Source organism: Halobacillus sp. ABD4_316, assembly GCF_056161385.1.
Genome location: NZ_JBSWZA010000003.1, coordinates 74,152 through 87,523 on the forward strand (window position 1 = coordinate 74,152; position 13,372 = coordinate 87,523).

The following is a 13,372-nucleotide window of genomic DNA, read 5'->3' on the forward strand; positions in this document are numbered from 1 at the left end:
TTTTTAATATAGGAGATTCGCGTTCATTTGTCAACGGAAAAGACATCCTGCAGTTTCCGTTCGGATGTCGGGGCGGTTTCTGCTCCGAGCGATCTACGGATGATTTTCATCGCATTATCGTTCCCTTCACGCGATTCCGAGGCCGAGAGATTCGAAGGAACCCACAGCTCATAATCCCTCATATACGCATCGTTCGCTGTAAACAGAACACAAATGTCTCCGGCGACTCCTGATAAAATCAACCGGCTCACTTCAAGCTGATTCAAAAGAATCTCCAACTGCGTCCCGAAAAAACCGGAATGCTTCGGTTTAATGATGAAGAAGTCATCCTCTTCCGGTTGCGTAAGCTCCACCAGCGGCTCTCCCCTGGACTGGCGGCATGTATCTATGATGTCGGAGGCGTTGTCCTGCCACAGACCGAAGTTGTCATTCACATAAATGACAGGAATCCCCTGCTCCTTCATTTCTTGCTTGAAGCTCTGCAGATCTTCAGCCGCAGGAAGAGCATACTCCAACAGGTCCTTTCCCCCGTCAAAATCCAATGTATTCATCATATCAATAATAAGAAGGGCCGTGGACGATTTCATGTTTAATCTCCCCGGTATTCTTCCGGCCCTGCAGGAATCTGGCGCTTATGGGCCGTCTGTTTATGTCTGTCTTTCAGCTGTTTCTCATCTTCGGGATCGATTTTCTCCCCGCGCAGATAAGCGTCAATCGTATCATAGGACATGCCGAGCTCATCTTCGTCCGTCTGCCCTTCCCACAACTCTGCACTCGGTTTTTTCTCAATAACGGAGGAAGGCACATCCAGCGCTCCCGCCATTTCCCGGACTTCTTCTTTTCTCAGGTTAATCAACGGTACGAGGTCAACGCCACCATCCCCGTACTTGGTAAAGTAGCCTGTATAATCCTCTGCGGCATTATCCGTTCCAACAACAAGATAATTGTAGTTGTTTCCAACGGCATACAGTGTACTCATGCGGAGGCGCGCCTTCAGGTTCGCTCCACCCAGCTGCGATTTATCCTCCTTCCAGTCCTCTTTCTCCTCAATCTGTCCTTTTACTGCCTGATACGTCGTTTCATAGGCGTCCGTCAGATTGATACCGATGTAATCAAGGTCCGCCCCTTCTACAACGGCCAGCGCATCCGTCTGTTCCTCCATCTCTTTGTTGATCGGCAGCAGGACACCAAGCGACTGTTCAGGGAATGCCTTTTTAACAAGGTAGGAGACGACAGCTGAATCAATTCCGCCGCTGATCCCGACAAGGGCTCCATCTGCCCCTGCTTCTTCGACTTTATCCTGCAGCCACCGGACTAAATAGTCAATACGTTCTTCCATCGTAAAAACTCCCTTCAAAATGTCATCTAACCCTCTTCTTCCTTTTACTTCCTTTTTATAAACCTGCTCTATAAACAAATGACTTTTCATTTTTAAAAAAGTAGGCAATAATGGAGACTAGTGATCCTCTTCAAGGAGTGAAAGATATGATACAAAATGAACAACACGTACTCGTGATCTTCCCCCACCCGGATGATGAAGCATTCGGCGTGTCCGGAACGATCTCCACTTATATAAATCAGGGCACACCATTAACCTACGCCTGCCTCACACTTGGGGAAATGGGAAGAAACCTCGGCCGTCCCACGTTCGCCACGAGGGAATCACTGCCTGACATCCGGCGCAGAGAGCTTGTCAAAGCGGCTGAAGCTATGGGCATCGAAGATCTCCGTATGATGGGGCTCCGGGATAAAACACTGGAATTCGAAGACGATACAGAGATGAAAAATATGGTCAGCCAGCTCATCGACGAGTTGAACCCATCCCTTGTCATCAGTTTTTATCCAGGATATGCCGTCCATCCCGATCATGAAGCGACAGCGCGCGCCGTTGTCCGGGCGCTGCGCGACATCGATGAAGACAAACGCCCGAAGTTCCACGCTGTTGCCTTCGCCAATGATACAGAGGAAAACCTGGGGAGTCCGGACGTGATTAACGACATCCGCGGTGTCCAGGAACAGAAAATGAATGCCATGCGCGCCCATATCTCCCAGACAGCTGCTATGCTGGAAATGCTTGAAGAAGGCATCAAGGTCAACGATCCGGAAGCTCTTAAATGGGTGACCGAAGAGAAATTTTATACGTATGACTGGTCCAGCGATCAGGTCACCTAAAACATAAAAGTTCTGCTCCATGGAGCAGGACTTTTTTTGTAGTTCGAACGATCCAAATCATTCTTACACTGGCAGATTTTCACCGATCTGTCTAAATTCAGGACTCCATGACCATGATGGAAATGATATTCTATAAAAAGGGTCAACATAAAGGAGATGATTTTTTGAAGAACGCAGCCATTTTAGTGACAGCCCTTATACTTACGATTTTTTTAACGGCCTGTGCTGATTCGGAGAACAGCGGAAGTGAAGACCAGGCCGCTCCCATACCTGAAGTTGAAGTGCTGCTCGAACAGCAGCCCTATCCAGTCAATGAACCCGTCGATATCCGCGCAGAAGTGACACAGGGAGAGGAGCCTGTCACTGATGCCTCTTATGTTAAGTTTGAAATCTGGAATACAGAGGAAGGGCAGGAAGACTCGGTAACGAAAGAAGCCGAACATACAGAAGACGGCATTTACGAGCTGTCCTATACGTTTGAACAGGAAGGCTCCTACCAGGTGATTGCTCATACGCAAGTCGATGATCTGCATACGATGCCCCAAAAAGAAGTACAGGTCGGCCATGGACAAGAGGGACAGGCCATGGATATGGAATCCAGCAAGTTCATGGTTCATTTGATGACAGAAGAAACATTCGCTGCCGGAAGTGAATCCATGCTTACGGCCCATATCAATCATATGGAGGAACCGTTCACAGAAGGTAAGGTGAAATACCTCATTACACCAGAAGCAGGTGGTGAGGAAACCGAAGTCACGGCTGAAGAAAAACAGCCGGGGGAATACCAAGGATCCTACACGTTCGAGGAAGCAGGAAACTATACAGTCACCGTCGTTTATGAACAGGAAGAGAAAGACCTTCAAGGTGAAAAACAGCAGACCATAGAAGTAATCGAATAAAAAAAGGACCACCGGGCTGCCCGGTGGTCCTTTCATTATTATACGTCCGTATTTTGAAGCTTTTTCTTCTTCGCCATTTTTTCGCGCTCGTTTTTGTTCAAGAATTTCTTACGAAGACGAACGTTCTCTGGAGTAACCTCACAGTATTCGTCATCATCAAGATACTCAATCGCTTCTTCGAGCGTCATTTGACGGGTTTTCTTGATTGTATTCGTCGTGTCTTTGTTCGCAGAACGAATGTTGGTCAAGTGTTTTTCTTTCGTGATGTTGACCGTCAAGTCGTTCTCACGGTTGTGCTCTCCGACAATCATACCTTCGTACACTTCTGTACCCGGTTCCACGAAGATGGTACCGCGGTCCTCAAGGTTCATGATGCCGTACGTGGAAGCTTTCCCTTTATCAAGAGACACAAGGACACCTTCACGACGTCCGCCGACCTGGCCTTTTACAAGGGGCGCATAGCCATCAAAAGTATGGTTCAAAATTCCATATCCGCGTGTCTGCGTCATGAATTCTGTCGCATAGCCAATAAGACCACGAGATGGTACAAGGAATTCAAGACGCACTTGTCCATTACCATCATTGACCATGTCCTGCATTTCACCTTTACGGTAACCGATGGATTCCATAACGGCACCCTGGTACTCTTCCGGTGTATCGATTTGAACACGCTCGACAGGCTCACAAGTCTGACCGTCGATTTCCTTCAGAATAACCTTAGGCTTGGAAAGCTGAAGTTCATAACCTTCCCGACGCATATTTTCCACAAGGATGGAAAGGTGAAGTTCACCACGTCCTGATACTGTGAAGGCATCAGGGGAATCTGTAGGGTCGACGCGCAGACTGACATCTGTTTCCAGCTGTGTCATCAAACGCTCTTCAATTTGACGGGAAGTTACATATTTACCTTCACGACCGGCAAAAGGACTATTGTTGACAAGGAATGTCATCTGCAGGGTCGGTTCATCAATACGAGGGATTTCCATCGCATCCTGGTGTTCAGGCAGACAGACCGTTTCCCCGACGTTAATATCCTCAAGACCGGACAGGGCAATGATGTCACCCGCTTTGGCTTCTTCGATTTCGACACGCTTCAAGCCTATGAAACCGAATAGTTTGGAAATACGGAAGTTCTTCACTGAACCGTCCTTCTTCATCAAGGAAACCTGCTGACCGACTTTAATTTGACCATTGAAGACACGTCCGACACCAATACGGCCGAGGTAGTCGTTATAGTCAAGCAGAGTCACCTGGAATTGAAGCGGATCATCTTTCGTATCGTGCGGAGCAGGGATGTTGTTCATGATCAGCTTAAAGATCGGATCCATCGTTTCCTGCTGGTCTTCAGGCTCATCGCCGGATGTACCGTTAAGAGCAGACGCATAAACGACTGGGAATTCAAGCTGTTCGTCATCCGCTCCAAGCTCGATGAACAGATCCAGTACTTCATCGACGACTTCGTCAGGGCGGGCGTTCGGACGGTCGATTTTGTTAAGAACAACGACTGGTGTCAGTTTCTGTTCCAGCGCTTTTTTCAAAACAAATCGAGTTTGTGGCATACACCCTTCGTACGCATCGACAACGAGAAGAACGCCGTCTACCATTTTAAGGATACGTTCTACTTCTCCACCAAAGTCGGCGTGACCTGGTGTATCTAAAATATTAATACGGGCATCGTTATAATTGATCGCGGTATTCTTAGCAAGAATCGTAATGCCGCGTTCTTTTTCCAAATCGTTAGAGTCCATAGCGCGCTCATCGACATGCTCGTTATCGCGGAAAGTTCCGGAATAGTGAAGCATCTGGTCAACCAGCGTTGTTTTACCGTGGTCAACGTGTGCGATGATGGCTATATTACGAATATCATCTCTGTGTTGCATGAAGCACACACCTCTTTCGTATCGCAAATATTATTCAACCGTTCTATTATAACACAACTGCTTTAGGATCGATACCAGATTTACTTAGAGTTAACGATAGACAGCTGGCTGGTTTTGCACCTTCCCGGCAGAATCACTTCTATTCCCCATTGCACCACAGATATGGAAACAAGTAAAATAAAATCAATTGGTCCAGGTTCCTTCGAAAAAGAACCGGATACACAGCAGCCAGAAATTAGGTGTCCATCATGAAAACAAGCCGGGACGGGGAATGGCTCAACGTCATCATCCCCTTTAAATGGGACGGTTTAACAATCGAAAAGATCCTGACAAAACAATGGCATGTACCGAGGAAACTGATGCATCGTTTCCGTTCCCAGAATGAGGTGATGCTGAACAACACCTTTCCTCATTACAAAACGACGAATGTCCACTCCGGGGATCACCTCCGCCTCCGGCTTTTCGGACCGGAGCCTTTAGAGGTAACTCCATCGTCCATGTCGATCGACCCCGTTTTTGAGGATGATCATCTGCTTGTCATCAATAAACCGGCCGGTGTGTTCACACACCCGAACCGGCCGGATGAACACGATACCCTTGTCAACGGAGCCGCCGGATATTTCCAAAGACAAGGTATACCCTCTACTCCGAAGTATGTCCACCGGCTCGACCGGGATACATCCGGAGCCATATTATTTGCCAAGCATGCACTGGCTACAGCGATGCTCGGAAAAGAAATCCAGGAAAGGAAGATCAAACGCTCCTACCTGGCCTGGGTTCACGGCAGACTTCTCCCGGAGCAGGGGACGATCATTAAACCGATCGGCAAAGATCCAGAACATACCGTAAAACGAATGGTCTCCGGGGACGGCCGGTATGCAGAGACGCATTATACCGTGTTAAGCTATGATGCCGGTCAGGACTGCTCCCTCGTTATGCTGCAGTTGGAGACAGGAAGGACACATCAAATCCGTGTGCACTTGAGCTCGATCGGATATCCATTGATCGGGGATACGCTGTACGGGGGAAAAGGGAATATCCACTATAAACAGGCTCTTCATGCAGCCAGGCTGACATTCGTCCATCCTTTTACTGAGGAAACGATTCATTGTTATGCACCGCCCGCCCCATCGTCCACGTTATTTACCAAAGCTCATATTGATTTGCTGAAACAGATAAAAAACCGCTCCTGATTCCAGGAGCGGTTTCAGCTTGTAGAGAAACCCCTGTTTCTTTACAAGCTTTTTTCTTTCTTACCGCCAGGAGCGAAAGCCCCCTTCCCTTTCCGCGGACGAGCGCCCGAGCTTCCTCGCAACACCCACGCTCGGCGATCTCGGACCACTCGTTCATCCGCAGGAGTGGAAGGGGCACCGCTTCTTGGGAGTTCTCTAACATCGAACAAGACTCTCCTTCACCCAGATCGCCCTTGTTGGATGGAGAACAGTCTTTTCCGTATTCCGGCAGGCAGCCATCATCAGCGCTTGTTCTTTCCCTTCTTTTCCACGCAGGCGGCCATAGCGCAACTCATGCCGTTCTTTGGAATCTGCGAACCTGCATAGGGTCCAGTCTTTCTCCTCTATATTCTAACGTCGACACGTGGAGCGTTCGGTGGTGATGCCTGCGTGAAAAGCACGGGCCGAAGATCCACTTGGGCAGACGATCTTCCTGACCAAGTCAGCTGAGGACGTGCCCGCGGCATTCATCCACCGATAAGCGGAATGTGTCACTTTACATGACAAATGGACAACTCTAACTGGTTGACACAGGCTTTTTCTTCAGCCAAAACCCGCTCCTGATTCCAGGAGCGGGTTTTGGCTCAACAAAGTTCCCGATGATTCCCTCTTCCGTCGATGGCCAACAGTATTTCATTCTTGCCTCCACCCCGGATGAGCTGATCGCTGGTAACGTCTGCGTCAGCTATCCAACGGTAGGCGGAACGTGGCTCTCTGTGAAAGTAAGGGGGTCTTGTTATAACCGTTTGTTTGGCACAAGGTGCGTTCAGCGTCTTTTATTTCTGTTCAATAGACTGATAAATGCTGTCGTACTTCCGGGCGCACTCCAGATCGAGTTCTGTCAGGCCCCCGGCATTCCAGGAGGTCAGTTTCAACGTCACCATCTTATAATCGATGCTGATGAACGGATGGTGCTGGATTTCCTCAGCATACTCCGCAATCAAATTGACAAAACGGACGCCTGTTAAAAAATCCTGGAATCGATAGCGTTTCGTAATGAATTTCTCATCGGTCAGCTTCCATCCATCCAGCTCAGCCACTCTCTCCAACTTGGCTTCTTCCGGAATACGCGTTTCATCCATCCTTATTCCTCCATTGATGATTCACTGTATTTCATAAATGCATCCAGATCGGCTGTGCATAATTCCACGGCATGTTCCCAGAACTCTCTTTCCTCGAGATTGACACCGAGATGTTTCCAGGCCAGTTCCTCTACCGGCATCTTCCCTGTATCCCTCAGCAGCGCTGTGTAACGCTCTTCAAATTCAGGTCCGGTCTCCAATGCCTTCGCATAGATTCCCGCGCTGAACAGATAGCCGAAGGTGTATGGGAAGTTGTAAAACGGAACATCGGTGATGTGGAAATGAAGCTTGGATGCCCAGAACGTCGGATCATACTCTTCCAGCGTTTCCATATAGGCTTCCTTCTGTGCTTCCACCATCAATTCATTGAGACGTTCCTGAGGTACGATTCCCCTTCTCCGTTCTTCGTAAAACCGTGTTTCAAACAGGAAACGGGCATGGATATTCATAAAGAAAGCCACACTGCTCTGTACTTTTTCCTCGAGAAGCGTCATCTTCTCTTCCTTCGTGGACGCTTCTTTCACGGCGGCATCGGCTACGATCATTTCCGCAAACGTAGAGGCTGTTTCAGCTACGTTCATCGCATAGCCCTGATTCAATACAGGAAGGTCATTCATGACATGCTGATGATAGGCATGACCAAGTTCATGAGCCAGTGTGGCGACACTGGAGGGGCTGCCGGAGTAGGTCATGAAAATTCTTGTTTCTTCACTATCCGGAAAGCTGGTGCAGAATCCACCCGGCTGCTTCCCAGGACGGTCCTCAGCCTCTATCCAGCCTTTCTCAAATGCCATCTCAGCAAAATCGGCCATTTTAGGGCTGAACTTCCTGAACTGCTCGATAATAAAGGAGGCCCCCTCCTGAAAGCTCTTTGTACTATCCGTCTTTCCGACAGGAGCTTCCACATCATAAAAACGAAGCTGGTCCACACCCAGAAGTTCTGCTTTTCTTCTCATATATGGAATGTAGGCCTGCTTATAATCGGTGATGACGTTCCACATGGTCTCAAGCGTCGCGGCACTCATCCGGTTGTAGTCGAGTGGCTCCTTAAGGACATTCTCCCACCCTCTATGCTTATAAGTTTGAAGGCGGAACCCAGATAAATGATTCAATGTTTCACTGAATACGTCCGCTTCGTTCTGCCACGCCTTCTGCAATTGATCAAAAGCTTCCTTGCGGACAGAACGGTCGGGGGAATCCAATTTATTGGAGGCCTGCCCAACCGATAAGGACCTGCCTTCCACTTTGACAGACAATTTAGCAACAAGCCGGTCATACATGAGCTCCCATGCGTCGTAGCCATCAACACTAAGGTCATTGATTAACGATTCCCGTGACGCATCCAGCTTATCTGCAGCCTTCTGTCTCCGCTCATCAAGCACGAAGGACAGTTCCTTCAGCGATGGCTGCTGTAGAAGTGAAGTCCAGATTTCATCATCAATGGTGATGAACGTCTCATCGAGCTGAACCAGCACATTATTCAGACGGGCTCCCAGTTCACTCCTCTTCGCCAGCCATTGACCAGCTCCAGTATCGTTCACATCCTGAGCCTGCAGACAGCTCGTAAAGGCACTGAATTCTTCAAGCTCTTTCACAGCCACCTGAAGAGCCTCTATCATGTGATGTAATGGTTCCGTTTCATCTGTACTGGACGGCGGCACAAAGGATGGAATAAGCGATTCAAGCTCCTCCAGATGAACCTCCAGCTGCTGGACATAGTTTTTTAATTCACTGGAATGGCTGCCGCCTTGAAAAAGACTGTCCAGATTCCACGTCATTGCATAGGTAGACATAAGCGTTTCCTCTCCCATCTATTATGGATTGCTTCTCCCATTATATCAGAGGTGCAAACTCCCTTTACGTGATGACACATAAAAATCACCGACATGAAAAAGTTACATTTTTGTAATATAAATGAAACCTTTTTGACTATTCAATCGTCATATAGAGTAGAACAAAAAAATACATAGGAAGATGACATTTATATCTTTAAGGAGCGATGACATTGAAAAAACGTATGGAATACGACCGAACAGAAATCGTGAGTGTAGCCGGAGGTTCCGTTTTTCTCACTCTTGTCCTTTATCTGGCCATCTATGTCATGTGATTTACAACGAGCGCCTCTCTCCCCTCAGGAGAAGGTGCTTTTTAGTTCCTTTGATTAGAAGTCCAGCCTCCACCTCATTATAATAAGAAGAAGAAAGAAACATGGAGGAGGAAATATTTTGTTTGAAAACCATCGCGGATGGCAGAACATGCTCCAAAAAGATCAGATATCTTTTGGACTGACGATACCGATTGAAAATTACGATAAAGAGACACCGCTCATGGACGATCAAGTCCAGAAGGCGCAGATGGCAGAAGAACTCGGTTTTCACTGTCTATGGCTGCAGGACGTCCTTCTTGAAGATCCAACGTTTGAAGACCCTGCAACCGGGCAGATCTTTGACAGCCTGATCTACTTAACCTACCTGGCCTCCCACACCCAGTCCATCAATCTCGGGACAGCCGCATTGGTCATGCCGCTCCGCCACCCTTTACGGACAGCAAAGGAGCTGGCAAGCATTGAACGCTTGTTTCCCGGACGTCTCATGGCCGGCCTATCCTCTGGAGACCGGCGGAAGGACTTTGAAGGATTGAACATCCCTATCATGGAGCGCGGGGCATGGTTCAGAGAAGCCTACGATTTCTTTGCGAAGGCCTTATATGAAGAGTACCCGGAAGCCTTCTCCTCTTTCGGCAAGCTTGATAAAGCCAACCTCGTTCCTAAGCCGCCGAACCGGATTCCTGTTTTTATGACAGGCTATTGTCAGCAGACGCTCGACTGGATTGCTGAACACGGAGATGGGTGGATGTTTTATCCTCAGCGTCCAGAACAGCAGAAACAGACGATTGACATGTACAGGGAAAAAGTGAGAGGCTTCCACGGCGATGTTTTCCGTCCTTTTTTCATGCCTCTTCCTGTCATTCTTTCTGAAAACCCTGAAGCCCCTGTCGAAAAAATTCCGGCCGGCTATCAAACCGGACGCGAAGGTTTAAAGGATATTATCGAACAGTACCGTTCCGCTGGTGTGAACCATATGATGTTCGGCCTTTCCAAAAACAAACGACCGACAACTGAGGTAATGCAGGAAATTGGCGAAGATATCCTGCCCTATTTCAAATGACACGGAAAGGAATGATGATATGAAACCGGAGATTATGCTTCTCGGCACTTTTCATATGGCTGTGGAGCCGGAAATGATCCATAAGCATAGAGATGAACTTTCTTCCCTGACCGCTTCCTTGAAAGAATGGAAACCGACAAAGATCGCGGTGGAAAAGTCTTTTTTCCTTGAAGAAGAACTCAACAAAAGGCTGGGGCAGTTCCTAACGGGAGAGCAGGCACCTGCGTACGATGAAGTGGAACAGATCGCTTTCCCACTTGCTGCCTCCCTTGGACAGAATCACCTCTATCCTGTTGACGAGATTGTGGATATGTCCACCCCTTCCCTTGAGCAGGTATTCTCCTGGGCGGGAGAGCATCAACCGGAGCTTCTCAAGGATATTCTTTCCATACAGCAGGATGTAAAGCAGATGGAGGATAAACAAACACTGGCCGGCTATTTCCGTTACATTAATCACGAGGGTTACAAAGAACAACTGCAGCGCGTCTATATGAAGTTGACCCGTGTCGGGGAGCGCCAGCACCAAATTGGTGTCCACTGGCTCAAACAGTGGCACCACCGCGACTTAGCCATGGCCGCCAACATCCTCCGCACAGCTGCACCCGGGGACCGTGTCCTTGTTCTCGTCGGTGCCGATCACCTTCATCTGGTGGAACAGTTTCTCCAGGAAAGCGGCGATGTGATCATCCAGGACGTCGTCCCCTACCTTCCAGAAAAAAAGAACGTTTGACCCCCTTTGTTCTGCGGGAAAGAAAAAACCCTGAACTCCAATGGAGTTCAGGGTTTCCTTATTTTTAATCCGTATCTTTATCTTCAAGAGCCTCGAGGGCGGAACGCTTTTTCTTTTTCTTACGGTTTTTCCAGCGCTTAATGTGAATGGTGGATGGCTCATAGTCGTCAGACTCACGAATATCCGTATTGGACGCCTTCATAAACGACCAGGCGAGCAGGAACATGATGATAATGAGCGGGAAACCACCGACGATACTTGCTGTCTGCAGCGTATCCAGTCCACCGAGGAACATGAGAGCGAGCGGCATGATACATAACGCGAACGCCCAGAATAAACGGTTCCAGCGGAGCGGTTCACCTTCTACACTTCTCTGTGTCACAGACGCAAGAATGTAGGAGGAAGAATCAAAGGTCGTGGCAAGGAAAATGATAGCCAGGACCGTAAAGATCAAGACAATGAAATCAGCCAGCGGCAGCTGGTTCATAATTTCAATAATGGTTGCCGGTGCCCCGTTATCGTTCATAAAGGCAATGGCATCAAATTGACCTGAAATCTGCAGGTAAAGTCCGAAATTCCCCATAATTCCGAAGAAAAGGACACATCCGATTGTTCCGTAAACCATCGTCCCGAGGATCATTTGACGGATGGTACGTCCTCTGGAAATACGGGCAACAAATAAACCGACAAACGGAGCGTACACGAGCCACCATGCCCAGTAGAACACGGTCCAGTATTCAGGGAAGCTCGTCTTCTCAAACTGGCCGAGGTTCCCGAACGGCTCCATCCATGTAGCCATGCGGAAGAAGTTATCTGCAAGAAGTCCGAGAGATGTGAACGTCGTTTCACTCATAAAACGGGTCGGACCGAAGATGAAAATAAACGCAAGCAGGAAGATGGACAACCATAAGTTCACATCACTAAGGATTTTAATCCCGCGTTTCAAGCCGGAATAGGCACTGATTGCGAAAATCAACGTACAAAGCAGCATAATCCCACTTTTCAGACCGAGCGTTACAGGGATGCCTGTTAAATCATTGACCCCCTGTGCAATCATCGGTGTTCCGAGCGCAAGCGTCGTTCCCGCCCCGCCTAGAAGTCCGAACATAAACAGGACATCAATAATTGTACCGACCGGGCCGTCCACCGTATCACCAAGGACCGGACGTACGGCTTCAGATACTTTCAACACCGGCTTTTTGCGTACATAATAGAAATAGGCAATCGGCAGTGCCGGCAGCGTGTAAATCGCCCAGGCGATAGGTCCCCAGTGGAACATGCCGTAAGTAGAAGCCCACTTGATGGCTTCCTTCGACTCCGGCTCTACGCCGAAAGGAGGTCCCTGATAATAATACGCCCATTCAATGACTGCCCAGTAAAGAATACTGGAACCGATCCCGGCAGCGAAAAGCATCGCAGCCCAGGAGAATGTACTGAATTCAGGTTTTTCTCCTTCATCTCCGAGTTTGATGGCTCCATTTTTACTGAAAGCGACATAGATTAAAAAAGCAAAAATGACAAATCCAAGAACCATATAAAGAACGCCGAAATTCTCTGTCATAAATGTATTGGCTTGAGACACCACTTCTTTCCCTGCCTCAGGGAAAACAATTAACGGAATGGTAACTCCGAGCAGTAATATTAAGGCCCCAATAAACGTAGGCCAGTCAATAAGCTTCATTTTCAAGTGACATACATCCTTTCCTATACCTTCGTTAAGTAGTTTGAACTGCAAGGGTTAAAACATGCAATGCGGGGGATAAATCAGAGGATTAAGTACTTCGTACAGAATGAATTGTACCAATTGTATAGACAGAAGGCAAATCTAGATGTAAATCTAATACCCCATCCCGGGTAGAATATTCCTATTCAACAGATTTTCCGCCGGCATTCGACCAGAATGGACACTTGACTGGATGAGGAAAGGAGGAAGAAAATGGACGGATTGAAGAAGGGAGTGGAAAAATGGTTCGGTCCCTTGCTTTCACCCCTGTGGACAGCCATTCCTATTGAAGTATGGCTGCTATTAAAAAAACCCCCGTTTTCGGGGGTTGAAGTGACGATGGTGATCATGGGCATTCTTTTTTTGGTGTTCGCAGGGGCTGTAGAAACAGCCGCTGAAGAACCCAGGTCCCGCGTCTTCGGCTTTCTATACCTGCTGGCAGCCGTCTTCTTTGCTGCGGCAGGTCTTTACCGCTGGCTCTTCTAAA

General features: G+C 48.2%; 12 protein-coding genes. 6 read left to right on the forward strand and 6 right to left on the reverse strand.

Translation table 11 applies throughout. The features are described 5' to 3' along the window. Window positions 1–23 precede the first annotated feature (23 nt). Both ACXAJH_RS12915 and nadE read right to left on the reverse strand, forming a co-directional pair. A complete protein-coding gene (locus ACXAJH_RS12915; protein ID WP_474967617.1) occupies window positions 24–587 on the reverse strand; it encodes a cysteine hydrolase family protein in 564 nt (187 codons plus the stop codon). A 2-nt stretch (window positions 588–589) separates the two neighbouring features. After that, the gene (nadE, locus tag ACXAJH_RS12920) at window positions 590–1,339 is read right to left on the reverse strand and encodes an NAD(+) synthase (RefSeq protein WP_474994183.1); all 750 of its coding nucleotides are present in this window, start codon (window positions 1,337–1,339) and stop codon (window positions 590–592) included. 146 nt (window positions 1,340–1,485) lie between these two features. On the opposite strand from nadE, the gene bshB2 reads away from it, so the two are divergent. Beyond that, window positions 1,486–2,172 carry a bacillithiol biosynthesis deacetylase BshB2 gene (gene bshB2, locus ACXAJH_RS12925; RefSeq protein ID WP_211225375.1) on the forward strand — a complete coding sequence of 229 codons (687 nt, stop codon included), beginning with the start codon at window positions 1,486–1,488 and terminating at the stop codon, window positions 2,170–2,172. A 164-nt stretch (window positions 2,173–2,336) separates the two neighbouring features. Next, a complete protein-coding gene (locus tag ACXAJH_RS12930; RefSeq protein WP_474991244.1) occupies window positions 2,337–3,071 on the forward strand; it encodes a FixH family protein in 735 nt (244 codons plus the stop codon). Between the two features lie 38 nt (window positions 3,072–3,109). On the opposite strand, the gene typA is transcribed toward ACXAJH_RS12930, so the two are convergent. Then, entirely contained in the window at window positions 3,110–4,951 is a 1,842-nt protein-coding gene (gene typA, locus ACXAJH_RS12935; protein WP_027956129.1) for a translational GTPase TypA, read from the reverse strand. Between the two features lie 248 nt (window positions 4,952–5,199). Here typA and ACXAJH_RS12940 point away from each other — a divergent pair, with 248 nt between their 5' ends. After that, entirely contained in the window at window positions 5,200–6,144 is a 945-nt protein-coding gene (locus ACXAJH_RS12940) for an RluA family pseudouridine synthase (RefSeq protein ID WP_474971952.1), read from the forward strand. Between the two features lie 815 nt (window positions 6,145–6,959). Here ACXAJH_RS12940 and ACXAJH_RS12945 read toward each other — a convergent pair. Next, window positions 6,960–7,265, reverse strand: coding sequence for a 4a-hydroxytetrahydrobiopterin dehydratase (locus ACXAJH_RS12945; protein WP_474967613.1), 306 nt, complete (start codon window positions 7,263–7,265; stop codon window positions 6,960–6,962). Window positions 7,266–7,267: 2 nt separating this feature from the next. Beyond that, window positions 7,268–9,058 carry a M3 family oligoendopeptidase gene (locus ACXAJH_RS12950; protein ID WP_474994185.1) on the reverse strand — a complete coding sequence of 597 codons (1,791 nt, stop codon included), beginning with the start codon at window positions 9,056–9,058 and terminating at the stop codon, window positions 7,268–7,270. 462 nt (window positions 9,059–9,520) lie between these two features. On the opposite strand from ACXAJH_RS12950, the gene ACXAJH_RS12955 reads away from it, so the two are divergent. Both ACXAJH_RS12955 and ACXAJH_RS12960 read left to right on the forward strand, forming a co-directional pair. Then, window positions 9,521–10,432 carry a TIGR03571 family LLM class oxidoreductase gene (locus ACXAJH_RS12955; RefSeq protein ID WP_474970355.1) on the forward strand — a complete coding sequence of 304 codons (912 nt, stop codon included), beginning with the start codon at window positions 9,521–9,523 and terminating at the stop codon, window positions 10,430–10,432. A 19-nt stretch (window positions 10,433–10,451) separates the two neighbouring features. Then, window positions 10,452–11,162, forward strand: coding sequence for a DUF5694 domain-containing protein (locus tag ACXAJH_RS12960; RefSeq protein ID WP_474967611.1), 711 nt, complete (start codon window positions 10,452–10,454; stop codon window positions 11,160–11,162). 64 nt (window positions 11,163–11,226) lie between these two features. On the opposite strand, the gene ACXAJH_RS12965 is transcribed toward ACXAJH_RS12960, so the two are convergent. Beyond that, window positions 11,227–12,849 (reverse strand): BCCT family transporter, encoded by a 1,623-nt coding sequence (locus ACXAJH_RS12965; RefSeq protein WP_474967610.1) that lies wholly within the window; start codon window positions 12,847–12,849, stop codon window positions 11,227–11,229. Window positions 12,850–13,098: 249 nt separating this feature from the next. Between ACXAJH_RS12965 and ACXAJH_RS12970 the strand changes: the two genes are divergently transcribed. Continuing rightward, the gene (locus ACXAJH_RS12970) at window positions 13,099–13,371 is read left to right on the forward strand and encodes a hypothetical protein (RefSeq protein WP_474967609.1); all 273 of its coding nucleotides are present in this window, start codon (window positions 13,099–13,101) and stop codon (window positions 13,369–13,371) included. Window position 13,372 lies beyond the last annotated feature (1 nt).